The sequence below is a fragment of the Polaromonas sp. AER18D-145 genome, from assembly GCF_002379095.1.
Taxonomy (GTDB): Bacteria; Pseudomonadota; Gammaproteobacteria; order Burkholderiales; family Burkholderiaceae_C; genus Polaromonas.
Genome location: NZ_NBZV01000010.1, coordinates 61,705 through 85,780, shown reverse-complemented (window position 1 = coordinate 85,780; position 24,076 = coordinate 61,705). Strand labels below are relative to the sequence as shown.

The window sequence follows — 24,076 nt, the reverse complement described above, 5'->3', positions numbered from 1 at the left end:
GTGGTCATTTCACGATGGTATCGGCCTGGGGCAGGCCTGAATTGATCAAACGCACGGGGGCGGCGGCGCCGGCCCGAAAGCCGTGGAAGTCCTGCAGGGACTTGTCCATGTATTCCAGGTCGCGGTCTTCATCGCCGGTCAGCCGCACAAAATCGCGAAAAACCAGGCGTTTGCGAGAGTAGTCGAGCCCGGCCAGGCCCACCGGAACATCGGCTTCCAGCGCCAACCGGTAAAAACCGCTGCGCCAGCCCGCGGTGAGCCGGCGTGTTCCTTCCGGAGACAGGGCCAGCCAGAAGTACTGCCCGTCGGCCTTTTTCTGTTTCATCATGGCCGTCATCTGCCCGACCACGCCCTGGGGCGCCGAACGCCTGACGGGCACGCCGCCCAGCCAGCGCAACCACGAGCCGAACAGCGGAATGCGAAACAGCGTGTCCTTGCCCCAGAACTGCACCGGAATGCCGACCGCCCACTTCAGCAGCACGGCGATGGGGAAATCCCAGTTCGAGGTGTGCGGGTACACCACAATCACGCCCTGCAGCGTCGGCAGGCCTGCAAAATCAATACGCCAGCCGAGGGTCCGAACCACTGCCCGGGCCAACCCGCTCCCCTGGAACTGCACGGGATGCGGCGGCTGGAAATCCATGCCCATCAGGACTTGATGGCCCGAAATCCGATGTCCCTGCGGTACTGTGCGCCGTCGAAATGAATCGCTTGCGCCACATCGTAGGCCCGGTGCTGGGCCTCACGCACGGAGCTGGCCATCGCCGTGACGCACAACACGCGGCCGCCGGAGGTCACTACGCCGGCCTTGATGCCACCCTCGGCCGTGGCGGTTCCGGCGTGGAACACCACCACGTCTTCAGGCGCCTCGGACGGATGCACCACCGGCAGGCCGCTGATCAGATCGCCCTTGCGCGGACTCAGCGGGTAGCCATGCGCAGCCATGACCACGCCCAGCGCCACGCGGCGGTCCCATTCCAGTTCCACCTCGTCGAGCTTGCCCGAGGTGGCCGCCATCATGACATCGAACAAGTCGGACTTGAGCCGCATCATGATGGGCTGGGTCTCTGGGTCGCCCATGCGGCAGTTGAATTCCAGCGTCTTGACCTTGCCGTCGGCGGAGATCATCAGGCCAGCGTACAGAAAGCCGGTGAAGGGAATGCCGTCTTTTTCCATGCCCTTGATGGTCGGCAGGATGATCTCGCGCATGGCCCGGGCATGAACCGTGGGCGTGACCACCGGCGCCGGCGAATAGGCCCCCATGCCGCCGGTGTTCGGCCCCTGGTCGGCGTCCAGCAGGCGTTTGTGGTCCTGGCTGGTGGCCATGGCAGCCACGTTTTTGCCGTCGCACATCACGATGAAACTGGCTTCCTCGCCCTGCAAAAATTCCTCGATCACAACACGCGCGCCGCCAGCGTTGTGCGTCACGCCCAGCGGGTTGAAGCTGGGGTCGGGGGCCAGCATGAACTCGATGGCTTCGTGCGCCTCGTGCAGGCTCATGGCCACCACCACGCCCTTGCCGGCGGCCAGGCCATCGGCCTTGACCACAATCGGCGCGCCCTTTTCGTCCACATAGGCGTGGGCCGCGGTGGCGTCGGTGAAGGTTTCGTACTCGGCCGTCGGGATGCCGTGGCGCTTCATGAAGGCCTTGGAAAAGGCCTTGGAGCTTTCCAGCTGCGCGGCGGCTTTGGTCGGGCCGAACACCCGCAGGCCGTGCGCGCGAAACTCGTCGACGATGCCGGCCGCCAGCGGCTGCTCCGGGCCGACCACCGTCAGTGCTATCTTTTCTGTAGCTGCCCAGACCCGCAGCGCCTGCACATCCGTGATATTGATGTTCTCAAGGCGAGGGTCCAGCGCGGTGCCCCCGTTACCCGGCGCGACGTACACAGCCTGCACCTTGGGGGACTGCGCCAGCTTCCAGGCCAGCGCATGTTCACGGCCACCGCCGCCGACCACTAGAACTTTCATGCGGAAACTTTCATGGTTGGGTGTTTATTCTGAAATGGCGGCGTTGTGGAAAACGTCCTGCGTGTCGTCCAGGTCTTCCAGCACGTCCAGCAGTTTCTGCATCTTCTGGCCCTCGGCGCCCGTGAGCTCGATGGTGTTGTCGGCGCGCATGGTCACTTCGGCCACTTCCGGCACCAGGCCGGCCGCTTCGAGCGCGTTCTTGACGGCTTCAAACGCCGTGTAGGGCGTCAGCACCTCGATGGCGCCGTCCTCGTCGGTGATCACGTCGTCGGCGCCGGCTTCCAGCGCCACTTCCATGATTTTGTCTTCGTCGCTGCCCGGGGCAAAAACCAGTTGGCCGCAGTGCTTGAACTGGAAAGCCACCGAACCCTCGGTGCCCATGTTGCCGCCGTATTTGGAAAAGGCGTGGCGCACCTCGGCCACGGTGCGCACCTTGTTGTCGGTCATGCAGTCCACGATGATGGCCGCGCCGCCTATGCCGTAGCCCTCATACCGGACTTCCTCGTAATGCACGCCTTCCAGGCTGCCGGTCGCCTTGGCAATGCCGTACTTGACGTTTTCGTTGGGCATGTTGGCCGCTTTGGCTTTTTCCACGGCCAGGCGCAGGCGCGGGTTGGTGCTCAGATCGCCGCCGCCCATGCGGGCCGCGACCATGATTTCGCGCATGACACGGGTCCAGACACGCTGGCGCTTCTCGTCCTGGCGACCCTTGCGGTGCTGAATATTCGCCCATTTACTGTGACCAGCCACGGAAATCCTTTGGAATTGATTTAATCTACAAACCGCATTTTACTTTTTCACCTAGAGGACACCCCATGGCCGAGCCCTTTTTGATTGCCAGGAATGCTTCCACCCACTGTGAGCTGCTTCCCGGGCTGGCCAACCGCCACGGCCTGATCACCGGCGCCACCGGCACCGGCAAGACGGTGACGCTGCAGGCGCTGGCCGAAAACTTCTCGAAAATCGGCGTGCCGGTCTTCATGGCCGACGTCAAGGGCGACCTGGCCGGCATCAGCCAGGCCGGCAATATCGGCGAAAAAATGGCGGCCGTGCTCAAGGAGCGCGGCATCGACAAGCCTGTGCCCCTGGCCTGCCCCACCACCTTGTGGGATGTGTTCGGCGAACAGGGCCACCCGGTGCGCGCCACGGTGTCCGACATGGGGCCGCTGCTGCTGGGCCGCATGCTGGGCCTGAACGAGACCCAGGCCGGTGTGATCAACCTGGTTTTCAAGATCGCCGACGACAACGGCATGCTGCTGCTGGACCTGAAAGACCTGCGCGCCATGCTGCAGTACGTGGGCGACAACGGCAGCCAGTTCACCACCCAGTACGGCAACATCAGCGCCGCCAGCGTGGGCGCCATCCAGCGCGGCCTGATGCAGATCGAGACCCAGGGCGGCGACCAGTTCTTCGGCGAGCCCATGCTCGACATCAGCGACTTCATGCAGACGGTTGACGGCCAGGGCGTGGTCAACATCCTGGCGGCCGACAAACTCATGAACTCGCCGCGCCTGTACGCGACCTTTCTGCTGTGGATGTTGTCCGAGCTGTTCGAGCAGTTGCCCGAGATCGGCGACCCCGACAAGCCCAAGCTGGTGTTTTTCTTCGACGAGGCGCATCTGCTGTTCGACGAAGCACCCAAGGCACTGATCGAGCGCATCGAGCTGGTCGTGCGCCTGGTGCGCTCCAAAGGCGTCGGCGTTTATTTCGTCACGCAGAACCCGCTGGACATCCCTGACTCGGTGCTGGCGCAACTCGGCAACCGGGTGCAGCACGCGCTGCGCGCCTACACGCCGCGTGACCAGAAAGCCGTCAAGGCCACGGCGCAGACCATGCGCCAAAAGCCCGGCCTGGACATTGAAACCGCCATCACCGAGCTCGCCGTCGGCGAGGCCCTGGTGAGTTTTCTCGACAGCAAGGGCCGCCCCAGCGTCACCGAGCGCGCCTTTGTGCTGCCGCCGGGCAGCCAGATCGGCCCGATCACGCCGCAGCAGCGCCAGTCCCTGATGCAAAGCTCGCTGGTGGCCGGGGTGTATGAAAAACACGTGGACCGCGAATCGGCCCACGAGATGCTCAAGGAACGTGCTGAAGTCGCGACCGCCGAGGCCGCCAAAGCCGCCGGCGGCGGCGCGGCCGGGCAAGCGGCTTCCGGCGGCATTCTGGGCGGCATCAACGACGTGTTGTTCGGCAGCACCGGCCCGCGCGGCGGCCGGCGCGAGGGGTTGGCCGAAAGCATGGCCAAGTCGGCGGTGCGCACCATGGGCTCCACCGTCGGCCGTGAAATCATCCGCGGTGTGCTGGGCGGCCTGTTCGGCAGCAAGAAGCGCTGAACCTTTTATTTCCAACCAACCCGACAACAGAAAAGCAAACGGATATCTATGAGCAAGGTTCACCTGATCGACCACCCGCTGGTGCAGCACAAGCTGACCCTGATGCGCCGCAAGGACGCTTCCACCAACACCTTTCGCACCCTGCTCAACGAGCTCAGCAGCCTGATGGCTTATGAAGTCACCCGCGACATGCCGGTGCAGGACGTCGAAATCGAGACCCCGCTGGAAACCACCACCGGCAGCATGATCGACGGCAAGAAGCTGGTGTTTGTGTCCATCCTGCGTGCCGGCAACGGCATCCTGGAGGGCATGCTCAATGTGGTGCCGGGCGCCCGCGTCGGCCACGTCGGGCTGTACCGCGACCCGAAAACCCTGGAGCCGGTGGAGTACTACTTCAAGATGCCGCAGGAAATGGAAGAGCGCGACATCGTGATCGTCGACCCCATGCTGGCCACCGGCAACTCGGCGATTGCCGCCGTGACCCGGCTCAAGAAACTCAAACCCAAGTCCATCAAGTTCGTCTGCCTGCTGACCTGCCCCGAAGGTATTGCCGCCATGCAGAAGGCCCACCCGGACGTGGACATCTACACCGCGGCCATTGACCGCCAGCTCGACGAACACGGCTACATCCTGCCCGGCCTGGGTGATGCGGGCGACCGCATTTTCGGCACCAAGTAAACGTTTGGCCCGCCACCTGTTTGTCCGCGGCATCTTCGCGGCGTTGTGTGCCGGTGTGGCCGTTGGCGCCGTCGCCGCGCCGTTCACCCCCGCGCAGGACAGCGCCGTCGTCGAGCGCCTGCCGGCGCGCGCCAGCGACCCCGAACTGCGCCGCGTCGAGTCCCTGCGCAGGCAACTGGCCGCCCATCCCGATGACGCCCGGCTCAGGGTAGAAATCGCCCGCCGCTATTTCGAAATGGCCATGGCGCAGGGCGACCCGCGCTACATCGGCTACGCGTCGGCCACCCTCGCGCCGCTGGCGGCCAGCGCACAGAACAACGCCGGCTACTGGCTAGTGCGCGGCCAGCTCGAGCAGTACAGCCACAGCTTCGGGCCGGCCCTGGCCAGCCTGGAGCGCGCGGCCAGGGCGGACGCCACGGCGGTGGAGCCGCTGGCCTGGCGCGCCGCAATTTTCATGGTGCAGGCGCGTTATACCGAGGCGCTGGCCGAGTGTGCCAGGCTGACGCCCCTGAGCCTGCCGCTCTTCGGCACAGGCTGCACAGCCTACGTGCGGGCAGCCACCGGGCAATTGCCTGCGGCCCACGATCAATTGACATCGGCCGCAGCCGCTAGCGCCGGTGCGCCACCGGAACTTCTGTTATGGACCTATACCCGGCTCGCCGAGATGGCCGTGCGGCTGCAGCGGTTTGACAAGGCCGAGGACTATTTCAAACGGGCGCTGGCCCTGGGCATCACCGACCAGTTCCTGCTGGCGGCTTGGGGTGACTTTCTGCTCGACCGCGGGCGGCCGGCCGAGGTGCTGACGCTGCTGGCAGGCTGGGAACGCTCCGATGTGTTGCTGCTGCGGCTGGCACTGGCCGGTCGGGCGCTGAAAGATGCGCGCGCCGTTGGCTGGGCCGCGCAATTGCGCGACCGCTTTGATGCCGCCGCGCAGCGCGGCGACCGCCTGCATGAACAGGAAGCCGCGCGCTTCGAGCTGGACATCGAAGGCCAGCCGCGCAAGGCGCTGCACTTTGCCAGCCTGAACTACCAGGTGCAAAAAGAGCCGCGCGACGCCGAAATCCTGATGCGCGCGGCACTGGCGGCCAAGGACGCGAAGGCCGCCCAGCCCGCGCTCGACTGGCTGCGGACCAGCCGCTACGAAGACGCCCGCCTGTCCGCGCTGGCCAGCCAGCTCGCCGCGCGGGGAGCGACCCGATGATGCGCGTGCTGCGCACCGGGCTGGCCGGACTGGCCCTGCTGCTGGCCGCCACCGGCGCCCTCGCCCACAAACCCAGCGACAGTTACCTGACCCTGCGCGGCACGGGGGGCAGCAGCGACATCGCGGTGCGCTGGGATGTGGCCCTGCGCGACCTGGACTACGTGCTGCAGCTGGACCGCGACAACAACGGCGAGTTGACCTGGGGCGAGGTGCGCCAGCGGGAAGCCGAGATCACGCGCCTGGCCACCAGCCACCTGGCACTCTCGGTCGCGGGCAAGGCCTGCGCCTGGAACACCACGGCGCCGCTGCAACTGGACCAGCACAGCGACGGCACCTATGCGGTGTTGAGCCTCGCCGCACGTTGTCCCGGTCTGGACGCCGGGCTGAGGGCCCGCTATTCCCTGCTCTTTGACGTCGATCCCTCGCACCGCGGCCTGGTGCAGTGGATTGCGCCGGGCGGCACCGCTGCACAGGCGCTGATCTTTGGTACCGAGTCAGCCGAACAGCCGCTGGCCCTGCAGCCCGCGGGCGCCTGGGACACGCTGCGCCAGTACCTGGTCGATGGCGTCTGGCACATCTGGATCGGCTACGACCACATCCTGTTCCTGCTGTCGCTGCTGCTGCCGGCGGTGCTGGTGCGCCAGGATGGCCGGTGGGTCGGCGCGCCCCGCTTCGGTGGTGCAACCAGGGAAGTCCTCAAGGTGGTCACCGCCTTCACGCTGGCCCATTCGATCACCTTGAGCCTGGCCGCGCTGGAAATCATCAGCCTGCCCTCGCGCCTGGTCGAGTCGGCCATTGCCGCATCGGTCGTGTTTGCCGCCCTGAACAACCTGCGCGGCACCATCGAGTCGAAACGCTGGGTCATGGCTTTTGCCTTCGGGCTGATCCACGGCTTCGGCTTCGCCTCCGTGCTGGCCGACCTGGGTTTGCCGCAGGGCGCGCTGGTGCTGGCGCTGGTGGGCTTCAATGCCGGTGTGGAGCTCGGGCAGCTGGCCATCGTCGCCGTGTTCCTGCCGGTGGCGTTTGCGCTGCGCGGCACGACGTTCTACCGCGTGGGTGTGCTCAAGGCTGGCTCGGTGCTGGTGGCCATGCTGGCCGCCTGGTGGCTGGTGCAAAGGCTGTTCGACCTGTAGCCGCATTGCATTGCGGGCAAGGCCTGTCCCGGACCTCCACCACTCCGCGCTACTCGGGGGGCAGCAGCCGAAGACGCCATGCCGCTTGGCGCGCTGATTATTTGGACGGCGCAGCGTCCTTGTCTGCTTTCTTGCGGGCGGCTTCCACGGCTTTGTCTGCGGCCTCTTTGGTGGCGCGGGATGCTTCGCGGCTGGCTTCTTCAGCTTTGTGCAGGGCGTCCCGGGCCGCCTGGGCGGCCTTGAGGGCATCTTCCTTGCTGGCGCGGCCCACTTGCCGGGCGCCTTCTTCCGCTTTTTGCACGGCTTCGCGGGTGGCCTCAGTCGCCGTTTTGGCCTTGCTTTCGGCGTTGCGGGCCAACTCTTTGCCCTCGGCTCTGGCTTTTTCCACCGCGACGGTGGCCAGCTGTTCCGCCTTTCGGGCGGCGACTTCGGCTTGTTGAGCCGCGCGGCGCGTGGCTTCTGCGGCGCGCTTGGTTGCGTTGCTTACCGCTGTCTCGGCCTTTTCCAGCGCGGCCTTGGCGCTGGAGGCGGCCTTGCGGCCGGCCTCGGCGGCCTCCTGGGCGGCCTTTCTGGCCGTGGCATTGGCGCGTTCCAGCGCGCTGTCGCTGGCGGCAAAACCTGCAGACCCTGCCACGGCCAGTGTGATGAGGATCAGGATGCGTTTGAAGTTCATGATGGTCACTCCAGGAAGGGCTGAGGGAAAGCAGCATCGCACCCCGCAGCCACGCCCGCCTTGATGCAGCGCAAGGGTACCGGCGGGCTGGCGAGCTGGCCCGCACTGCCCTGCTTCGACGGCGAAAAATTTGGCCACGCCGGCCTCTTGACTTGATCCATCTCAACGCTGGCCAACCCGGCCTTTCCTACAGTGGCATGGAAGGGTGCGAGCCCTATGTGAAGCCTGTCAACAACGCAGAGAAAACCATGGCCACCAGCGAACCCACAATGACCAACCTTCCCGCCGCGGGAAACGTGGCGGTCTTGAAACACCTTGCCGGAAAGGCCTGACATGCGGGTTGCACTGGTCACCGGCGGCACCGCCGGCATTGGGGCCGCCACGGCGGAAGCCCTGCTCGCTGCGGACTACCGCGTGGCAGTCAATTACGGAGGCAACCAGCCTGCCGCCGAGGCCTTCACGGCCCGCACCGGCATCGCGGCTTTTGCCTGGAACGTGGCCGACGCCGCGGCCTGCACGGCGGGTGTCGCGGAGGTCGAGGCAGCCCTCGGGCCGATCGAGGTTCTCGTCAACAACGCCGGCATCACGCGCGACGTGATGCTGCACAAGATGAGCGCCCAGCAATGGCGCGAGGTGATCGACGTCAACCTGGGCGGCTGCTTCAACATGTGCCGCGCGGTGATCGAGGGCATGCGCGAACGCCGTTTTGGCCGGGTGATCAACATGAGTTCGGTCAACGGACTTTCAGGCCAGGCAGGCCAGACCAACTATGCGGCGAGCAAGGCCGGCCTGATCGGCTTCACCAAGTCGCTGGCGCTCGAAGGCGCTTCCCGCAACATCACGGCCAATGTCATCGCACCGGGTTACACCGACACCGCCATGGTCAGCGCGGTGCGGCCCGAGGTGATGGAGCAGATCCTGAAAACCGTGCCGGTCGGCCGTCTGGCCTCTCCGGCGGAGATCGCCCGCGCCGTCGTTTTCCTCGCTGCGGATGACGCCGGCTTCATCACCGGTATCACGCTGTCGATCAATGGCGGCAAATACCTGGACTGAGCGCTGCCGTTTTCAATAGACTGCACTGGCGGGCCCGGCATAGGCATCGGGCTGCGTGTCCGCCCCCTGAACTCCGCCGACAGGCGACGCGCGGCGTTGGCGAACATCAGGATGTCGACACCTACCGCAACGAACGTACACCCCAGATCCGGGCGAACCGGTTGAAGGTCTGGAGGAAGGGCAAACTGCTGGCAGAGACGGCGGAGGTGGTAGCCAGCTTAACTATCGCCAACCGACCCGCCAGGACCGCCTTCTTCAAGGCAAGTTAAGAACTTCCGGCTTTCACCTTGAAGCGCATGTCTCTCAAGGCACCGGCAACACGATGTCCACCCGCCCGCCGCCCAGCGCGCCGCGTGTGAGGTTCAGTTCCCCCTGGTGGCTGGCCACCAGGTCGCTCACCACTGCCAGCCCGACGCCGTGCCCGGGCACGCGCTCGTCCCCCCGCACGTGGAGCCGCAGGACGGACTCGGTGTCGCTGAACCCGGGGCCATCGTCCTCGATGCGGATGCACAAGCGCCCGGCTTCGCGCCACACCCGCACCCTGACCCGGCTGCGCGCCCACTTGGCCGCGTTGTCCAGCAGGTTGCCCAGCATCTCGAACAAGTCGCCCTCGTCGATGCGCCAGGTCAGCTCGGGCGGACACTCGACGTTGAAGTCCAACGCTTTCTCGGCATACACCTTGGCCAGCGCGTCGCGAATGCGTTCCAGGATCGGCGCCACCAAAAGCGGCGGCGCAAAACGCGCGGCGCCCACGACGATGACGCGCCCCAGCTGGTGCTGCACGATGTCGTCCATGCGGCTCACCTGCTGGGCCACGGTGGCCGGCAGTTGCGCCGGCTCGGCCAGGGCGCTGCGCAGCACGGCCAGCGGGGTCTTCAGGCTGTGGGCCAGAAAGCTCAGTGCGTCGCGATGCCGGTCCTGGCGCACCCGCTCCTGCTGGATCAGGGTGTTCAGGTTGTCAGTGAGGCCGGAGATTTCGGTGGGGTAGCGGCCCTCGATGCGCGATTGCTCGCCCTCTTCGATACGCCGGATCTCGTTGGCCACGTGCCGCAGCGGCGCCAAGCCCCAGCGCAACAGCCACAGCTGGGCCAGCAACAGCAGCACGGCGGCGCCGCCCAGCCAGAGCCACAGGGTGCGGGTGAAGGCGCCGACCTCGCGGACGAAGGCCGCGCGGTCTTCCAGCACCGTGAGCACCAGCGGCGCCTCACGCGCGGAGGCCTTCCAGGTGACGGCATAACTGACTGACAGGAAGGACCCGCCGGTCCCATCCACCCTCTCGTTGCGCCATTGACCGGGTTGCAGGCTGCGCAGAAAGGGTGGCTGAAGGCCCAGGGTCGAGGCCGACTGCCACTGCTCCCCCCGCAACACGTTGTGGATACCCGCGTACAGGCCGGAGCCCGGCAGCGACAGGCGCGGCTCGGCAAACTCCGGCGGCATCACCAACGCACCGCCGGCATCGAGTTCGGCCGCCGCCAGCAGCAGGTAGATGGTGCTCTGCAGCCGGCCGAAATAGACGGTGCGCACACTGTCCTCATGGGCGCGCTGCACCGCCAGCCCCGCGCCGGCCATGAAAGCCAGCAGCACCAGCGCAGCCCCGAGAAGCAGACGGGCACGGATGGAGTAGCCGGCACTCATTCCAGGGTGAACCGGTAGCCGCGCCCCCGCACGGTCTCGATCGGGCCAAGGCTGCCGTCCGGGTCGAGCTTGCGCCGCAGGCGGCCGACCAGCACCTCCAGCACGTTGCTGTCGCGGTCTTCCCCGTGCGGGTACAGGTAATCCGACAGCGCCTGTCTGGTGACGATGGCCGGGCGCTGGCGCACCAGGTACTCGAGCAGGCGGTACTCGAACGCCGTGAGCTCCAGTGCCGCGCCATTGAGCCGCGCCGCCTGCGCCGACAGGTCGATGCTGAGGGGGCCCAGCGTCAGCACGTCAGAGGCAGTCTTGAGCGAACGCCGCAGCAAGGCCTTGAGCCGCGCCGCCAGCTCCGGGTATTCGAAAGGCTTGACCAGGTAGTCGTCGGCCCCAGCTTCCAGGCCCACCACCTTGTCTTGCCAGCTGCCGCGCGCGGTGAGAATCAGGATGGGTAGGGCGCGCCCCTCCTGCCGCAGGCGCTGCACGATGGTCAGCCCGTTCAGCTTGGGCAGCCCCAGGTCGACGACGACCAGGTCAACCGGGTACTCGCGCGCCAGGAACAGGCCCTCTTCGCCGTCCCTGGCCTGATCGACCCGGTAGCCATCAGCCTCCAGCTGGCGGGCCAGGGTGAGCCGCAGCGCGGCATTGTCCTCGATCAGCAACAAGCGCATGGGCTAAAGCTGCCGCGGCCCTAGCGGACCTGGCCGGTGGCGACGTCCACCTGGATCACGCGAACCTCACCCGCCGGCGTGACCACCTTGACGCGCCATACCGGCTGGCCCGAAGACTCGGACTTCTCGACGGACAGCACGCGGCCGCCACTGGCCCGCTGGGCCACCGCGGCCGCGTCGTCGCGGCTCAGGTCGGCCCAGGCCAGGCTGGATACCACCAGCAAGGCCGCGCAGAGCAGTTTGGCAAATAGGTTCATCGGTTGTAAGCACCATGGTACTCGCGACCGCCACGGTCATCGCGCCTGCCCTGGTATTCGCGTGCGCCCTGGTACTCGCGCCCCACCGACTCCACCGACTCCAGCGGGGCCACCGAGACGCGCACGGGCAAGGTGCGGCCCGGGTTCTCGCGGGTCACCGTGCTGTAGACCTGGCCGCGGTACTCGTACTCGACCTGGTAGCCCGTGAGGCGGGACTGCACGTCGTTGACGGTGCGGCAATTCTGCACCTGGCGCTGCTGCGGCGCTGCCTGCTGGTAGCCACCACCCCAGCTGTTCTGGTTGGCAAAGTGCTCGCCGGCCAGCGCGCCGACCACGGCACCCACCGCGGTGGCGGCTTCGCGGCCGTGGCCCTTGCCAACCTGGTTGCCGAGCAAGGCGCCGGCCACGCCGCCAAGCGCCAGCCCGCCGTAATTGCGCGAAGCTGCCACGGGTTGCTGCTCGGTCACCCACTGGCTGGTGCACTCGTTGCGCGGCACAGAGATGTTCTCGTACCGCGGGTTGACATTGCGCACGCGGGCCGTGTCGTTGAAGGTCTGGGCCTGGGCGCCCGCTGCCAGCAGCGTGGTCAGGCAAAGAATGGCAGAACGTTTCATGAAGAGGCTCCTTGGTTGATGTGGAGCAGAGCTTACAAAGAGGCAGGTGAACGCAAGCTGAACGAAATCGATAAAAGATTCTTCACGACACCTGTCCCAAGCGCCGCGGCATGAGCCGCGTGCCCGAGCTGATGGCCGCCGGCGTCAACGTCGCCTTCGGCCACGACTGCGGGATGGAACTTTGGTATGGCGTGTGCTGCGACTACATGCTGGAGGTGGCGCACATGGGCCTGCATGTGGCGCAGATAGCGAGCCAGAAAGGCATACGCACCTGCTTCGACGCGGTGACGACCAACGCGGCGAAGGTGATGCCCGTCAGCCAGCAGTTGATGGAGTGCCTGCGCAGCGCCGCGCCAGGCGCCTGATACGCCAGACTGCCCTGACATGTCCTGGAAATTACCCCCGGTTGCATTTTTCTAGGCCTTGACATGTTTTTCCCCTGACTTGCCACTTTAACTTTCGCCTTCGCGCCCAAACCATGTAGGACAGAAGAGCAAGCCACCAAACACCGGCTTTCCGGAAGGCAAACTGTCACAATGACCCAAGCAAGCAGAAAATCCATTTACCAACAAGCCGCCGTCGGCCTGATGGCCGCCACGGTCTGTGTCGGAAGCGCCCTGGCTGTGCCGAACGACGCGGGCGCGGCGGCGCTACAGGCCAAATACACCGCCCTCGCCCCCCAGCTGGGGCGCAGCGAGTTTCAAAGGCCGCTGGTCATTGAATCCACCGAAGCCGCCAATGCCGTGAGCGGCAACGCCTATGCGGTCATCAACTACCCGTTTTCAGGGGTGATCACGGCTTTCAAAAGCCCCGACAACTGGTGCGACGTGCTGATGCTGCACCTCAACACCAAGTTCTGCCGCACCACCGGCGGCAACGGCAGCCCCACGGGACTGGAAGTCAGCATTGGCAAAAAGGGGCCGCAGGAAGTCAAGGACGCCTACACCCTGGCCTTTGACTTCAAGCTGGCCAGCGCCACGCCGGACTACATGGCGGTGCAGCTCAATGCGGACAAAGGCCCGCTGGGAACCAACAACTACCGCATCAACCTCCGGGTGGTGCCGCTTGCCGCCGGCAAGACCTTCATGCACCTGCAGTATTCCTACGGCTATGGCATGGCCGGACGCATGGCCATGCAGGGCTACCTGGCGACGGTCGGCAGCGGCAAAACTGGGTTCACGCTGGTGGACAACCCGGCCGGTGGCGAAAAAACCTATGTGGACGGCATGCGCGGTGCGGTCGAGCGCAACACCATGCGCTACTACCTGGCGATTGACGCCTACATGGCCTCGCTGTCGGCGCCGCCTGCCGAGCAGCTGGAAAAACGCCTGCAGCAATGGTTTGACGCAACCGAACGGTATCCGCGCCAGCTGCATGAAATCGAGCGTACGGCTTACCTCTCCATGAAGCGCAGCGAACACCGGCGCCAGCAGGCGGCAGAATAAGTCCGGTCCCACCGGCCGCCTTTCAAGGCGGAGGCTTTGGGCCGGGCCGTTGCAGCGGGCGTGACTGGCCGATGCAGATGCGCCAGCCCGTGGGTTGGCACACCGTTACGGCACCCTACCCTTCCCTTGCTTCTTCCTTGCTTCTTACTTGCGCAGCAGCTGACGCGCAGCAGCCATGTCGCGGTCGTAAACCGCCTTGGCCTCGCGGCGGCAGGCGGTGCGTTCGGCGGCAGCCATCTTCGCGCATTCCTCGAGGTACAGCTTGTAGCCACCGCCGGCTTCATTGATGGCGGTGCGGTATTTCTGCTGCGGCGTGCTGTCGGCGACGGCGCCGCGTTCAAGCAGCCGTTCCTCCATCGCCGCAGGCTGGGCCAGAACGGCGGAGCCGCTGGCAAGCAGCAGGGCTGAAACAACGAAGGTGGAGAGTTTTCTGGTCATGGTGCGTCCTTGAATCAAGTGGTAACAGGGGTCATGAGGGATGGCAGGGCTGGCGTTTTATTTCCGGCCCGAACTGTTGGGCGTGTGCTGGTGATCCAGCGGCGGCTTGTCCGGCATGTTGGTCGAATCAATACGGGCCTTCACGCTGGCGGGGCTGTTGGCCGCTTTTTCGGCCAGGGCCTGCTGACTGCCACTGGCGGGCTGGGGCCCCTTGGGCGTGTTTTGCGCCGGTTTGTGACCGGACAGGACGGGATGATGGTTCATGGCTGCTCTCCTGGGTTGCCCGCTGGCTGGCAGCGGCGTTGACGTTTCCTGACCAGCCTACCGCCGGGCGACACGCGCGCCCGTCAGCGTGATGATTCCCTACCTGTAGGACAGATGGAACCCTCTGCCGGGCTGGACGGCATCCAGAAAATACTGGCCACCCTGCCCGCCGGGGTCAAGGTGAGGTGCCGCGCAAAAATCAGGGGCGGGCGGTCATTTGCCCGCGAATTTCACCACCCGGAAATTTGGCGGTGTGGATGTTGGCATACCACTTGCCAGCCATCAGGTCGGCCGCCTGAGCCGGTGTCAGCGTGGCCTGGCCGCTCATCGGACTGGTGATGGGGCCGGTGAAAGGCAGGGCCACACCCGCGTTGGCGCCCACCAGGGCCGGGCCGTGAAAGTGGCCGGCGGTCACCGGGCCGCTCAAGCCTTCGTAGCTCAGTTGCCAGCGCAACAGGTTGGTGTCCTTGTTCAACACGGCATCCACCTTGCCGCTGGCGCTGGAGGCCACCGCCGGCACCTCGTTGGCGCCGCGCAGTTGCGTCGTGAATGCCAGCAGGTTGGACTGCGACGGCATCATGCCGCAACCCGAAACCAGAAACACCGCGGCTGCGGCTGTCAGGGTGGAACGAAACGCGTGGCGGCGGGAAATCATCATGCTTGTCTCCAGTGGAAGGACGAAATTTCGATCTTAGGACTGCGCTGCATGGGGCGCTGTAGGACGGTGGCTTGATCCCGCCGGCGGGCCGACAGTCGACCGTGCCCATTCTTTTGCCGGAAAGATGAACAAAAAATGAATCAAGCAAGCCTGCAGACCAATAACTATGCACAGAGACAGCTATTTATTTCATAGCAATCCAGGTGCCCGCAGCACTCGCAGCGGGCCTGCGCCGCCGTCCTGCGGCAGCAACGGACAGCTGCCGACACCATCCAGCGGACCCTCCGAATTGAGGTCACACGCAAGGTCACCCGCGAGTCGGCGCGGCCCATCGAGGACCTCGTGCACGCGAATAAGAAACCTGCGGCAGTGCCTGGTCCGTGCGGGCCCGGGCTGGGCGTGTCGGTGCCGGTCGGCTGGGACGAGCTGGACCGCCTGAGCGCTCCGGCGCACCGGACGGCGGCCAAGGCCGGCAAAACTGGGGCCGCGGTGTAGGACCGCCTTGACAGGCTCACGCGCGCCTTCCTGACAGGCGCCCGGGCTGCAGCCGGCTTCGCGCGAGGCCAGTACCGGCGTATCTTCGTGCCAGGTACCAACGGCTCGCAGCCGTGCGCCCTGCACGGCCGGCGGTTGGGGCACTTGATGATTCTTTCGGGAACACACCATGAAGCATTTTTTGACGGCACTGCCGGTACTTTTTGCACTGACCCTGCTCACCGGTTGCCCGCAGTCGAAGGTGCCCGACAAACCTTCGTTGGTACCCGAGCCGAAAGCGGCCATCAACATCCTGAACAACCACCAGAGTTACTCCTTTGAAATCTGAATCTTCCTTTGATCCCTGGCGCCGGCCTGCAGCCGGTCTGGCCCTGGCCTGCCTGGCCGCCCTGTTGTCCGCATGCGTGGCGCCGGCGTCCCAACTGGAGTCATCGCCGCAAACCGTGCTGCTCGACGGCGACGCCTACCGGGTCGAGCAGATCACGGCCAGCACCTGGTCGGCGCAGGCGCCGCGCCACCTGCCGGACGGTCCACAGAAAACGGCCAGCCTTGTCCGGGCCATTGAAAAGGCATCGAAGTGCAAGGTGACCGACAGCAGCTACGGTGCCCAGGGCGCCGCATTCAACGCCCAGGTGGACTGCGCCAGCAGGCTGAAGAACTAGACAAATCACGCTCCGATCCTGATGCCGCCTGCACAAACAGCTATTGAATCAATAGCAGTCCAGGCCGCACACATAGCTTTACACCTTCGCATCCGCAGCAAACGTAACTTTACGCGTCGTGCGGTATGACGTTGCAGGCTCCCCGCCACACTCGCATCAACAACCCAAGGAGATCTTCATGATCATCATCCCCCCGCTCAAAAAAATCATGCTTGCCCTGTTGCTGGCCGGCGCTGCTGCAGCACCTGCCGTCGCGCAGGTCAGCATCAACATCAACCTGGCACCACCCCAGCCGCAGTACGAGGCCGTCCCCGTGCTCGCACCCGCACAGGTCTGGGCGCCGGGCTACTGGGCCTGGACCGGCGAGCGCCATGTCTGGGTGCGCGGCCACGCCATCCAGAAGCGCGAAGGCTACCGCTGGGCGCCGGACCGCTGGGAGCAACGCGGCGACGCTTATTACCGCCAGCCGGGCGCCTGGGTGCGTGATGCCAACTATGTGTACGTCAAGGATAAAAAAGATAAAAAGGACAAGTACGACAAACATGACAAGCACGACAAACACAATGACAAACGGCACGGCAAAGGCCACGGCGATCGTGACTGATCTGACCCGGCTGTCACGGGCTTAAAAAAAGCTGGCACATGTGCCAGCTTTTTTATGGGTGAAACAAAACGCCCGTTCAGGGGGCCGTTTTCAGCGCATCGCGCAGGGCCTTGACCTGGTCATGGTTGCGCTGCACCCCCTGGGCCTGGCGCTCCACCAGGCGCCTGATCGCCGGCGGTAGATTCTCCTTGAGGGCGTTGCGATAACGGGCTTTCGCGGCGTCCTCGCCACGCTCACACTCGTCCAGCATGGCCAGGTCGGTATAGCCGCTGAGCGTGCCGCGCACCGACACCCAGCCACGATGCATGGCACCGCTGGCCGTGCCGCCTTCTTCGGGCTCGCCACCCAGCTGGTGGATCTGCGCAGACAGCTCGGCAGCCGCACCGCGGCATTCGTCGGCATGACGCAGCAGCAGGGTTTTAAGATCTTGCGCCTTCACGTGTTCAGCGCATTCGGTGAAACCGTATTCACCGTCGCGGCAGGACTCCAGCAACTCGTTGAGCGTGTCGATCACATCGTCGTTGTCGGCAATTTCGCCGGACAGGGTGCGTGGCGAGAGTTGATCGTCCACCCGCGTCCACGCGGCGCGGCTCGCTGCTTCCGCTTCGGGCCAGCTCAAGGTCGAACGCTCTTTGCGGCTGTCCCAATGGACGGCCAGGTCGCTTTGCGCATCGTCAAACGTGCCGGTGTAGGTGCTGCGTCCGTACAGGCCGAGGCGGTAGGCCGGTGCGTAGTCGTCGTAGCTGCGGTTCGCATCGTAGTAAGGCTCCCGGGTGTACTGTTCGCGCCAGTAGGCTTCTTCAGCGGTGGGGTTGATGGCTTCGGCCACCGCCTTGCCGCCCAACCCGCCGGCAACCGCGCCAACCACCGCGCCGGCCGCGGCGCCGAGCGGTCCACCCAATGCGCCGGCGGCCGCACCTGCAGCAGCGCCGCCCAGGGCCGCACCGACGCCGGTACCGACCGGGTGAGCGCCCGGGGCGTCCGTGATGGGGTCCAGATTCAGGTTCTTGTCGTGTTCGTCAAGTGACATGGTGAAGCTCCTTCAAGGGTAATGGGATGGTCAGGTTGAGGACTGGAAAACTGCGCCGGTGATGCCGGGTGTCTTGCGATTGCAGTTTTTCAGTTCAGGAGGCCATCGTGGTACGCGCTCCGGGTGTTCGCGGTCAGGCGAGGACAACCCGGCCTGTAGGAGAGGACGCCGTGCAGGGCGGCCCTGCACAACAGGCCAGACCGCATGCGCCGGCGCCAGGCTCAGGCACCAGGCTCAGTCATCGAGCTCGGGGTAGCGCCGGAAAATGCCTTCTTCGTTGAAGGGGATGCGTCGCTCACTGGCGAGGTAGGCGGCCACGCGCCGGTGCTGTGCCACCCGGTCGTGCAGGCCGGCCACCCGCGGGGCCTGCTGCAATGCGCGCCCGGTGGCTCGCGGAAAAGCGTACAGCAGCCCTGCCACGAGCTGGAACAGCGACAGATCGGCGTAACTCAGGCGCGCGCCCACCAGGCAGGTGCTGCCTCGGGGGTTGCGCGCCAGCACGCTGTCGAACCAGGCGAAAAATTTCGGGATGCGCTCTTCACGAAAGGCCCTGGCCCGCCGCACGGCCTCTTTTTTCTGGTCTTCGTAATACAGGCCGATGGCAATCGGGTGATGGGTGTCGTGGGCTTCCATCACCACGTCGGCAATGGTCAGCTGCAGCTGGTGCGTCCACAGGCGCTGCCATTCGTTTTTGGCGACCAAGCCCAGGCGCGGGCCGAGGTAGAGCAGGATCGCCGCCGTCTGGCCGATGACGGCCTTGCCGTCCACCAGGAAGGGCGGCGCAAACGGCGGGTGCAGCACCTTCGGGCTGTCGAGGTAATGCATCATGGCGGCGACGCCCTGCCCCCGGCTGGCGGGACCGCGCGCCACGTCCACATAGTCAGCGCCGGCCGCCTCCAGCGCCAGCCGGACAAACTCGCCGCGGCCCTGGATGGTGGGCCAGTAGTGCAACTCATAAGGCATGGACCTCTCCTTGCGCAACCCGAACATCATGAAAAATGACTATAGCCCTTTATTCACGGTCGCAAGCAGCTATTTAATTCATAGCAACTGAAGCTCCCTCCGCCCTGGCAGCCAGTCGCCAGAGCGAGGTGACCTCCGCCGCCCTGGCCGCATGCAGGGCATCGCTGGCATCGGCTGCCTTCGGATGCTGCGGCTTCACGTCCACACGGGACAGGAGCTGCAGCCCCGCCGCGGCGATCCAGTCCAGCAGCTCGCTGCGCGAGCGCAGACCCAGGTGTTCGGCCAGATCCGACAGGATCAGCCAGCCCTCCCCGCCCGGCGCCAAGTGCCTGACCAGCCCCTGCAGGAAACCGCGCAGCATGCGGCTTTCGAGGTCGTACACCGCATGCTCGACCGGCGAGCTGGGACGCGCCGGCACCCAGGGCGGGTTGCAGACGATCAGCGGCGCGCGGCCGTCGGGAAACAGGTTGGCTTCCTGCAGCGTGACATGCCCGGCCAGGGCGAGCCGCGCGAGGTTCTCCCGGGCGCATGCCAGCGCGCGCGGGTCCTGATCGGTCGCGATCACCTGCTGCACACCGCGGCGCGCCAGGATCGCCGCCAGCACGCCGGTGCCGGTCCCGATGTCAAAGGCCAGGCTGTTGACAAGTGCGGCCGCCGGCAAGGGCGTCTCGGCCACCAACCCCAGGTACTCGCCACGTACCGGCGCAAACACGCCGTAGTGCGGGTGAATGCGCGCGCCGCCCAGCGCGGCGATCTCCACACCTTTCTTGCGCCATTCGTGCGCGCCGATCAGGCCCAGCAGTTCACGCAGCGAGCTCACGTAGCTGCCCTGCGCCGCGTCGCCCGGGCCATACGCCTCGCTGCAGGCCTGCGCCACATCCGGCGCGCGCCGCAGGCTGATGTGATGCGCCCCATCGAACTCGAGCACCAGCATGGCCAGCGTGCGTGCACGCTGCGACTGGGCCTGGCGGTGCTGGTTGAAGGCATCGATCGGCGAAACCGCGGCCGCGTCCGCCCTGGCCTTGGCTTTCTTGATCTTTTTGGGCTTGTCGATGCGTCTGGCCAGGGCCTGCAGCAATTGCCGCGCATTCTGGAAGTCCCCGCGCCACAGAATGGCCGTGCCTTCGCTGGCCAGCCGAAATGCCGCGTCGGCCGTCAGGGTGTCGTCGGCCACCTGCACCCGTTTGGGCGGCGGCGCCCCGCTTTCGGAACGCCAGCGGGCCGAGCGGGGCTGACCATCTTCGACCCAATGGATGCGGGCCGGCTCGCTCATGCCAGGGCTTTCGATGCAGGGACGAAGGTCAGGGCATTTGCCCGGGCAGGCAAACGCAGAAAGAAAAAAGGCATCGGACAAACCCGGTCGGTGAACAGAGCGCCATTATCCCGCGCTGTGCAGCGACCACGTCCCTAGGAGCCTGTCGGACTTGGGAATCGTCGGCTGCAAATCGACCGCAGCGGTCCATTTTTCACCGTCTTTTTGTTCCATAGCTGGGCTATGGGCCTGCAAATCCGGCAAAAACTGTCCTCGCTGGGGCCGATTTTCGCTTTCGACGCCCCAAGCCCGACAGGCTCCTAGCGGCTGTCCTTGCCGTCGCCGGCGGTCAGCGGCGCGAGGTCGGACGAGTAGGTGCGGTCACCGATGGTCATCTCGCTGCTGTTTTGCCAGGCAGACTCAAAAGCAGCGAGCTCCTGTGCCGTTGCCCGTTCGTAGCGACGCAGATTCGAGGCCCGCATCGCCTCGGCGCTGATGTTGTCCGACGTGGCAGTGGCTTCGGCGCGCTGGGGATCGAGGCCCTTGAGTTCCTCGTTGACCCGCCAGTACACCGCCGGCACGCCCAACCCATAACGGGCCAGCGCATTTTTCCTGATGATGGCGCCCAGAGCGGCCAGGGACTTTTGCTGCCCCTGCTCGCTCTCCATGAAATCGGTGGACAAGTCCACCATCACGACGAAGCTGTGACCGCGCTTGTCAGCGCGTACGACCTTGAACCGGTAGCTTGCACTCAGGATACCCCGGCTTTCCATGGTGGCCTTGACCGAATCAAAAAGCATCTCGCGGCGAAACGCCATGCGTTCGTCAAGATTCATTTTGACGGGGCCGGTCTCCGGGCCAGAACCGCTGTCCTTCTGGCCTTGCGAGGAAAAGAATAAGTTTTGGAAGACCGACATGACGTGCTGAATGTTGAATGACGTGTACCAACCCTGTGGCCAACTTCCTTCTTGTTATGGTGTTGAGAAAGACGGTGTTCCGGGGAAGCCCGCCTTCGACAATGTAGCCATCGTATGCTTTTAGTTACAGTATGTCATCTTCTGATACATGGCAATCTGATCCAGGGGTTGTGACAAATGTCAGAAAAAAGGTCAAAAGGCATCAAAACCACCTCTGCACAGAAATTGTCGATGGCGGACGGATTTGTTACATCCGTCGGTGTTATCCGACAAGGCAAAAAGCCTGCGCCCGATAGGTGCGGCGAACTTCGTTGCAGATACTTGCCCATCAACTTCTGGAGGAAGCCATGTCTTTTGCACTTTATATGGTCGGTTTCGCAATTTTTCTGGGTGGCCTGGTCTGGGGGGCGTTCGAAGCCGGCATTCCCCACGTCTACATCGGCATCGGCGCGCTCGTGATTCTGGGCATAGGCATTTTCAGTGCCGTGGGCCGCACCCGCAGCAAGGATCCCTCATAAAGAAAAGAGCATGTGGTGGACCGAGCTGGCATGCTGGCAATCCTTTCGCCACACCACCCTCACAGGCGCCCATCGTGCCTGCACCAGCCCCGCTTCGAGCGGGGCTTTTTTTTTGCTCCAGCAATGCAAGGGCCTGACACGTCCATGGCGCAACGGTAGGCGCTGTCCCACAGCTTCACGCGGGCAGCAACGATACGGCACGCCCATCCGCGGCCCAATGCTCGACCATCGCGACGCCAACGTGCCGCGATGCCACATCACCCTTATCCGTTTATCAATGCATCGGCTCTCGTTTGAAGGACACGCCATGAAACTCACCCACATCAGAACCTTTTCTGCCGCCGCAGCTGCGCTTGCCTGCATGAGCCCGGCATTGCTGATGGCCCAGATGGTTGACAACCCGTCAACCTACATCATGCCCAGCATCAGCGTGGTGGATCCTGATGACCGATTCAATGGCGGCAAAAATTTCAATGCGCTGGGCCTGCGCCTCGGTAAAGCGGTGTCGCCGTCATGGGACATCCAGGGGGGCGGCACGCTGGGCCGGTCCACCCAGAACGGGATCCGTTACGAACAGGCCACGCTGGGCGTCGATGCGCTGTACATGTTCAACCGCAGCAACTTCCGCCCTTTCCTGCTCGCAGGGATTGGCGCGCAACGTGACAAACTGCCTACCGCCAGTGCCACCTCGCCTTACCTGAGCCTGGGCGCCGGCTTCCAGGTGGCCCTGTCCGAGCAGTGGTTCATGCAGGCCGACCTGCGCCGCAGCCGCGCTTATGTTCGCCACAACACCTTCGGCGCCGACCACCTCACGACCAATTCGCTCAACTTCGGCCTGAGCTACTACTTCGACAAGCCCGTGCGCACCCAGGTGGCCCAGTACACGCCACCGCCGGCACCGGCGCCTGTCGTGGCACCCCCGCCTCCTCCTCCTCCGGCCGCCGCGCCGGCACGGTTCGAGCGTGTGACCCTGTCCGCCACCGAGCTGTTTGCCTTCGACAGCGCCCAGTTGCGCATGCCGCAGACCAAGCTCGACGAGATTGCGCAGGTGCTGGGGGCCGGCCAGTACAGCGGCAATGTCACCGTCACCGGCTACACCGACCGTCTGGGTTCGGACGCCTACAACCAGAAGCTGTCGCAGCAACGCGCCGAAGCCGTGCGCAACTACCTGACCAGCAAGGGTGTGGCAGCCAACCGCCTGACAGCCGTCGGCAAGGGTGAAACCAACCCGGTCGTCACCTGCAATGACCGCAAACGCGCGGACCTGATCAATTGCCTGGCGCCCAACCGCCGTGTTGAAGTCGAGGAAATCGTCATCGAGCGCCGCGTCAACTAAGCGGGGTTGACCCCAAAAAAAGGGTTCCGGGATTGTCCCGGAACCCTTTTTTTTGCCCGGGCGGTGCCGTCAGGACGGCTTGGCACCCAGGCCCATGGCCCGCGTGATCACTTCCTTCATGATCTCGTTGGTGCCGCCATAGATGCGCTGCACACGTGCGTCGGCATAGGCCCGGGTGATCGGGTACTCCCACATGTAGCCGTAGCCGCCGAAAAGCTGCACACACTCGTCCATCACCTTGCACTGCAGGTCCGAGCACCAGTACTTGGCCATGCTGGCCGTTGCGGTGTCGAGCTTGTCATCGGCGAGCAATTCGGTGCATTTGTCGACAAACACGCGTGCCACCTGCACTTCGGTCTGCAGTTCGGCCAGGGTGTAACGTGTGTTCTGGTAGCTGGCCACCGGCTGGCCGAAAACCTTGCGCTCCTTCACGTAGTCGACCGTCCAGCCGATCGCCGCCTGGGCCGCAGCGACCGCACCGATCGCGATCTGCAGCCGTTCCCAGGGCAGTTGTTCCATCAGGCAGACAAAGCCACGGTTTTCCTGGACCGCGCCACCCAGCAGGTTCTCCGCGGGAACACGCACATTGTCAAAAAACAGCTCCGAGGTGTCCTGCGCCTTCAAGCCCAGCTTTTTCAGGCGTTTGCCCACCGCAAAACCGGGCATGCCGCGTTCGACCAGCAGCAGGCTGGTGCCCTTGGCGCCGGCCGCGGGATTGGTCTTGGCCACCACGATCACCAGGTCGGCATGCCAGCCGTTGGTGATGAAGGTCTTGCTGCCATTGAGCAGGTAGCTGCCGTCGGCCTGCTGGATCGCCGTGGACTTGACGCCCTGCAAATCGGAGCCGGCCGCCGGCTCGCTCATGGCAATCGCCCCCACCATCTCGCCGCTGGCGAGTTTGGGCAGGTATTTTTTCTTCTGCGCCTCGGTGCCGTAATGCAGCAGGTAAGGCGCCACGATCTCGCTGTGCAGGCCGTAGCCAATGCCCGAGAAGCCCGCAGTGCTGAGCTCTTCCATCTGCACCACGGAATACAGCTTGTCGGCGCCGGCACCGCCGTATTCCTCGGGCATGGTCATGCACAGGAAGCCGTTTTCCCCGGCCTTGTTCCAGACCGCGCGGTCCACATAACCCTGGTCCTCCCACTGCGCGTGGAAAGGGGCAATTTCCTTGTCCATGAAGCGGCGAAAGCTGTCGCGAAAGGCCTCGTGGTCACTGCTGAAGAGTGTGCGTTCGATCATCGGGTCACCTGTTGGATGAAATAAAAGGCAGCGGGATGCTGATTT

28 protein-coding genes and 1 pseudogene are annotated in these 24,076 nt (G+C 64.9%); 13 read left to right on the top strand and 16 right to left on the bottom strand.

Annotated features, from left to right (window positions below):
- Positions 1-4: 4 nt before the first annotated feature.
- Genes B7G52_RS07755 through B7G52_RS07745 form a run of 3 tightly spaced genes read right to left on the bottom strand, consistent with a single transcriptional unit; the run spans position 5 to position 2,718 of the window.
- Positions 5-649, bottom strand: a complete 645-nt coding sequence (locus B7G52_RS07755; RefSeq protein ID WP_096697041.1) for a 1-acyl-sn-glycerol-3-phosphate acyltransferase — start codon at positions 647-649, stop codon at positions 5-7.
- Positions 649-1,968, bottom strand: coding sequence for a phosphoribosylamine--glycine ligase (gene purD / locus B7G52_RS07750; protein WP_096697040.1), 1,320 nt, complete (start codon positions 1,966-1,968; stop codon positions 649-651). Before purD ends, B7G52_RS07755 begins: the two co-directional genes overlap by 1 nt.
- A 24-nt stretch (positions 1,969-1,992) precedes the next feature.
- Positions 1,993-2,718, bottom strand: coding sequence for a YebC/PmpR family DNA-binding transcriptional regulator (locus B7G52_RS07745; protein ID WP_096697039.1), 726 nt, complete (start codon positions 2,716-2,718; stop codon positions 1,993-1,995).
- A 65-nt stretch (positions 2,719-2,783) separates the two neighbouring features.
- On the opposite strand from B7G52_RS07745, the gene B7G52_RS07740 reads away from it, so the two are divergent.
- The 4 genes from B7G52_RS07740 to B7G52_RS07725 are packed head-to-tail and all read left to right on the top strand — an operon-like array spanning position 2,784 to position 7,310.
- On the top strand, positions 2,784-4,298 hold the full coding sequence (locus tag B7G52_RS07740; protein WP_096697038.1) for a helicase HerA-like C-terminal domain-containing protein: 1,515 nt from the start codon (positions 2,784-2,786) through the stop codon (positions 4,296-4,298).
- Positions 4,299-4,346: 48 nt separating this feature from the next.
- On the top strand, positions 4,347-4,976 hold the full coding sequence (gene upp / locus B7G52_RS07735; RefSeq protein WP_096697037.1) for a uracil phosphoribosyltransferase: 630 nt from the start codon (positions 4,347-4,349) through the stop codon (positions 4,974-4,976).
- A gap of 4 nt (positions 4,977-4,980) precedes the next feature.
- A complete protein-coding gene (locus tag B7G52_RS07730; protein ID WP_240523361.1) occupies positions 4,981-6,177 on the top strand; it encodes a hypothetical protein in 1,197 nt (398 codons plus the stop codon).
- Complete coding sequence (locus tag B7G52_RS07725) at positions 6,174-7,310, top strand: HupE/UreJ family protein (RefSeq protein ID WP_096697036.1); 1,137 nt, start codon at positions 6,174-6,176, stop codon at positions 7,308-7,310. The genes B7G52_RS07730 and B7G52_RS07725 overlap by 4 nt, the downstream gene beginning before the upstream one ends.
- A 97-nt stretch (positions 7,311-7,407) precedes the next feature.
- On the opposite strand, the gene B7G52_RS07720 is transcribed toward B7G52_RS07725, so the two are convergent.
- Positions 7,408-7,983 (bottom strand): hypothetical protein, encoded by a 576-nt coding sequence (locus B7G52_RS07720; RefSeq protein ID WP_141397401.1) that lies wholly within the window; start codon positions 7,981-7,983, stop codon positions 7,408-7,410.
- A gap of 333 nt (positions 7,984-8,316) precedes the next feature.
- Here B7G52_RS07720 and phbB point away from each other — a divergent pair, with 333 nt between their 5' ends.
- Positions 8,317-9,036 (top strand): acetoacetyl-CoA reductase, encoded by a 720-nt coding sequence (gene phbB / locus B7G52_RS07715; protein WP_096697034.1) that lies wholly within the window; start codon positions 8,317-8,319, stop codon positions 9,034-9,036.
- Positions 9,037-9,339: 303 nt separating this feature from the next.
- Here phbB and B7G52_RS07710 read toward each other — a convergent pair whose 3' ends face one another.
- From B7G52_RS07710 to B7G52_RS07695, 4 genes are read right to left on the bottom strand one after another with little or no spacing between them, the layout of a single operon-like run.
- Complete coding sequence (locus B7G52_RS07710) at positions 9,340-10,671, bottom strand: ATP-binding protein (RefSeq protein WP_096697033.1); 1,332 nt, start codon at positions 10,669-10,671, stop codon at positions 9,340-9,342.
- On the bottom strand, positions 10,668-11,339 hold the full coding sequence (locus B7G52_RS07705) for a response regulator transcription factor (protein WP_096697032.1): 672 nt from the start codon (positions 11,337-11,339) through the stop codon (positions 10,668-10,670). Before B7G52_RS07705 ends, B7G52_RS07710 begins: the two co-directional genes overlap by 4 nt.
- 20 nt (positions 11,340-11,359) lie before the next feature.
- Entirely contained in the window at positions 11,360-11,596 is a 237-nt protein-coding gene (locus B7G52_RS07700; protein ID WP_096697031.1) for a PepSY domain-containing protein, read from the bottom strand.
- On the bottom strand, positions 11,593-12,210 hold the full coding sequence (locus tag B7G52_RS07695) for a glycine zipper 2TM domain-containing protein (RefSeq protein WP_096697030.1): 618 nt from the start codon (positions 12,208-12,210) through the stop codon (positions 11,593-11,595). Before B7G52_RS07695 ends, B7G52_RS07700 begins: the two co-directional genes overlap by 4 nt.
- Before the next feature lie 83 nt (positions 12,211-12,293).
- Between B7G52_RS07695 and B7G52_RS07690 the strand changes: the two are divergent.
- Positions 12,294-12,521 (top strand): annotated as a pseudogene (locus B7G52_RS07690) (amidohydrolase family protein); the annotation flags it as partial.
- Between the two features lie 225 nt (positions 12,522-12,746).
- Positions 12,747-13,655 (top strand): hypothetical protein, encoded by a 909-nt coding sequence (locus B7G52_RS07685; protein ID WP_096697029.1) that lies wholly within the window; start codon positions 12,747-12,749, stop codon positions 13,653-13,655.
- A gap of 144 nt (positions 13,656-13,799) precedes the next feature.
- On the opposite strand, the gene B7G52_RS07680 is transcribed toward B7G52_RS07685, so the two are convergent.
- The 3 genes from B7G52_RS07680 to B7G52_RS07670 form a co-directional block, all read right to left on the bottom strand.
- Positions 13,800-14,093 carry a hypothetical protein gene (locus B7G52_RS07680; protein ID WP_096697028.1) on the bottom strand — a complete coding sequence of 98 codons (294 nt, stop codon included), beginning with the start codon at positions 14,091-14,093 and terminating at the stop codon, positions 13,800-13,802.
- A 57-nt stretch (positions 14,094-14,150) separates the two neighbouring features.
- Positions 14,151-14,357: a hypothetical protein gene (locus tag B7G52_RS07675; RefSeq protein WP_096697027.1), complete on the bottom strand. Its 207-nt coding sequence runs from the start codon at positions 14,355-14,357 to the stop codon at positions 14,151-14,153.
- A gap of 199 nt (positions 14,358-14,556) precedes the next feature.
- The gene (locus B7G52_RS07670) at positions 14,557-15,012 is read right to left on the bottom strand and encodes a CHRD domain-containing protein (protein WP_170954713.1); all 456 of its coding nucleotides are present in this window, start codon (positions 15,010-15,012) and stop codon (positions 14,557-14,559) included.
- 372 nt (positions 15,013-15,384) lie between these two features.
- Between B7G52_RS07670 and B7G52_RS24320 the strand changes: the two genes are divergently transcribed.
- From B7G52_RS24320 to B7G52_RS07660, 4 genes are all read left to right on the top strand, one after another.
- Positions 15,385-15,510: a hypothetical protein gene (locus B7G52_RS24320; protein ID WP_256387720.1), complete on the top strand. Its 126-nt coding sequence runs from the start codon at positions 15,385-15,387 to the stop codon at positions 15,508-15,510.
- Positions 15,511-15,679: 169 nt separating this feature from the next.
- On the top strand, positions 15,680-15,838 hold the full coding sequence (locus B7G52_RS23560; protein ID WP_170954709.1) for a hypothetical protein: 159 nt from the start codon (positions 15,680-15,682) through the stop codon (positions 15,836-15,838).
- Positions 15,828-16,172, top strand: a complete 345-nt coding sequence (locus tag B7G52_RS07665; protein WP_096697026.1) for a hypothetical protein — start codon at positions 15,828-15,830, stop codon at positions 16,170-16,172. The genes B7G52_RS23560 and B7G52_RS07665 overlap by 11 nt, the downstream gene beginning before the upstream one ends.
- Positions 16,173-16,350: 178 nt before the next feature.
- The gene (locus B7G52_RS07660) at positions 16,351-16,776 is read left to right on the top strand and encodes a YXWGXW repeat-containing protein (RefSeq protein ID WP_096697025.1); all 426 of its coding nucleotides are present in this window, start codon (positions 16,351-16,353) and stop codon (positions 16,774-16,776) included.
- A gap of 76 nt (positions 16,777-16,852) precedes the next feature.
- Here the strand turns inward: B7G52_RS07660 and B7G52_RS07655 are convergent, their stop codons facing one another.
- From B7G52_RS07655 to B7G52_RS07640, 4 genes are all read right to left on the bottom strand, one after another.
- A complete protein-coding gene (locus tag B7G52_RS07655; protein ID WP_096697024.1) occupies positions 16,853-17,806 on the bottom strand; it encodes a PA2169 family four-helix-bundle protein in 954 nt (317 codons plus the stop codon).
- Positions 17,807-18,040: 234 nt separating this feature from the next.
- Entirely contained in the window at positions 18,041-18,769 is a 729-nt protein-coding gene (locus B7G52_RS07650) for a glutathione S-transferase (RefSeq protein WP_096697070.1), read from the bottom strand.
- 73 nt (positions 18,770-18,842) lie between these two features.
- Positions 18,843-20,042 carry a class I SAM-dependent methyltransferase gene (locus B7G52_RS07645; RefSeq protein ID WP_096697023.1) on the bottom strand — a complete coding sequence of 400 codons (1,200 nt, stop codon included), beginning with the start codon at positions 20,040-20,042 and terminating at the stop codon, positions 18,843-18,845.
- Between the two features lie 299 nt (positions 20,043-20,341).
- A complete protein-coding gene (locus B7G52_RS07640) occupies positions 20,342-20,857 on the bottom strand; it encodes a hypothetical protein (RefSeq protein WP_240523360.1) in 516 nt (171 codons plus the stop codon).
- Positions 20,858-21,285: 428 nt separating this feature from the next.
- Between B7G52_RS07640 and B7G52_RS23555 the strand changes: the two genes are divergently transcribed.
- Positions 21,286-21,456, top strand: coding sequence for a hypothetical protein (locus B7G52_RS23555; RefSeq protein WP_170954708.1), 171 nt, complete (start codon positions 21,286-21,288; stop codon positions 21,454-21,456).
- Between the two features lie 307 nt (positions 21,457-21,763).
- The gene (locus B7G52_RS07630) at positions 21,764-22,792 is read left to right on the top strand and encodes an OmpA family protein (RefSeq protein WP_096697020.1); all 1,029 of its coding nucleotides are present in this window, start codon (positions 21,764-21,766) and stop codon (positions 22,790-22,792) included.
- Between the two features lie 69 nt (positions 22,793-22,861).
- Here the strand turns inward: B7G52_RS07630 and B7G52_RS07625 are convergent, their stop codons facing one another.
- Positions 22,862-24,031 carry an acyl-CoA dehydrogenase family protein gene (locus B7G52_RS07625; protein ID WP_096662492.1) on the bottom strand — a complete coding sequence of 390 codons (1,170 nt, stop codon included), beginning with the start codon at positions 24,029-24,031 and terminating at the stop codon, positions 22,862-22,864.
- Positions 24,032-24,076 lie beyond the last annotated feature (45 nt).

What these genes read in the sequence shown, in the direction of transcription:
- B7G52_RS07755 (WP_096697041.1), bottom strand. Translation starts at nt 649, where the DNA reads ATGGGCATGGATTTCCAGCCGCCGCATCCCGTGCAGTTCCAGGGGAGC.
- purD (WP_096697040.1), bottom strand. Translation starts at nt 1,968, where the DNA reads ATGAAAGTTCTAGTGGTCGGCGGCGGTGGCCGTGAACATGCGCTGGCC.
- B7G52_RS07740 (WP_096697038.1), top strand. Translation starts at nt 2,784, where the DNA reads ATGGCCGAGCCCTTTTTGATTGCCAGGAATGCTTCCACCCACTGTGAG.
- upp (WP_096697037.1), top strand. Translation starts at nt 4,347, where the DNA reads ATGAGCAAGGTTCACCTGATCGACCACCCGCTGGTGCAGCACAAGCTG.
- B7G52_RS07725 (WP_096697036.1), top strand. Translation starts at nt 6,174, where the DNA reads ATGATGCGCGTGCTGCGCACCGGGCTGGCCGGACTGGCCCTGCTGCTG.
- B7G52_RS07720 (WP_141397401.1), bottom strand. Translation starts at nt 7,983, where the DNA reads ATGAACTTCAAACGCATCCTGATCCTCATCACACTGGCCGTGGCAGGG.
- phbB (WP_096697034.1), top strand. Translation starts at nt 8,317, where the DNA reads ATGCGGGTTGCACTGGTCACCGGCGGCACCGCCGGCATTGGGGCCGCC.
- B7G52_RS07710 (WP_096697033.1), bottom strand. Translation starts at nt 10,671, where the DNA reads ATGAGTGCCGGCTACTCCATCCGTGCCCGTCTGCTTCTCGGGGCTGCG.
- B7G52_RS07705 (WP_096697032.1), bottom strand. Translation starts at nt 11,339, where the DNA reads ATGCGCTTGTTGCTGATCGAGGACAATGCCGCGCTGCGGCTCACCCTG.
- B7G52_RS07700 (WP_096697031.1), bottom strand. Translation starts at nt 11,596, where the DNA reads ATGAACCTATTTGCCAAACTGCTCTGCGCGGCCTTGCTGGTGGTATCC.
- B7G52_RS07695 (WP_096697030.1), bottom strand. Translation starts at nt 12,210, where the DNA reads ATGAAACGTTCTGCCATTCTTTGCCTGACCACGCTGCTGGCAGCGGGC.
- B7G52_RS07685 (WP_096697029.1), top strand. Translation starts at nt 12,747, where the DNA reads ATGACCCAAGCAAGCAGAAAATCCATTTACCAACAAGCCGCCGTCGGC.
- B7G52_RS07680 (WP_096697028.1), bottom strand. Translation starts at nt 14,093, where the DNA reads ATGACCAGAAAACTCTCCACCTTCGTTGTTTCAGCCCTGCTGCTTGCC.
- B7G52_RS07675 (WP_096697027.1), bottom strand. Translation starts at nt 14,357, where the DNA reads ATGAACCATCATCCCGTCCTGTCCGGTCACAAACCGGCGCAAAACACG.
- B7G52_RS07670 (WP_170954713.1), bottom strand. Translation starts at nt 15,012, where the DNA reads ATGATTTCCCGCCGCCACGCGTTTCGTTCCACCCTGACAGCCGCAGCC.
- B7G52_RS23560 (WP_170954709.1), top strand. Translation starts at nt 15,680, where the DNA reads ATGAAGCATTTTTTGACGGCACTGCCGGTACTTTTTGCACTGACCCTG.
- B7G52_RS07660 (WP_096697025.1), top strand. Translation starts at nt 16,351, where the DNA reads ATGATCATCATCCCCCCGCTCAAAAAAATCATGCTTGCCCTGTTGCTG.
- B7G52_RS07655 (WP_096697024.1), bottom strand. Translation starts at nt 17,806, where the DNA reads ATGTCACTTGACGAACACGACAAGAACCTGAATCTGGACCCCATCACG.
- B7G52_RS07650 (WP_096697070.1), bottom strand. Translation starts at nt 18,769, where the DNA reads ATGCCTTATGAGTTGCACTACTGGCCCACCATCCAGGGCCGCGGCGAG.
- B7G52_RS07645 (WP_096697023.1), bottom strand. Translation starts at nt 20,042, where the DNA reads ATGAGCGAGCCGGCCCGCATCCATTGGGTCGAAGATGGTCAGCCCCGC.
- B7G52_RS07640 (WP_240523360.1), bottom strand. Translation starts at nt 20,857, where the DNA reads ATGAATCTTGACGAACGCATGGCGTTTCGCCGCGAGATGCTTTTTGAT.
- B7G52_RS23555 (WP_170954708.1), top strand. Translation starts at nt 21,286, where the DNA reads ATGTCTTTTGCACTTTATATGGTCGGTTTCGCAATTTTTCTGGGTGGC.
- B7G52_RS07630 (WP_096697020.1), top strand. Translation starts at nt 21,764, where the DNA reads ATGAAACTCACCCACATCAGAACCTTTTCTGCCGCCGCAGCTGCGCTT.
- B7G52_RS07625 (WP_096662492.1), bottom strand. Translation starts at nt 24,031, where the DNA reads ATGATCGAACGCACACTCTTCAGCAGTGACCACGAGGCCTTTCGCGAC.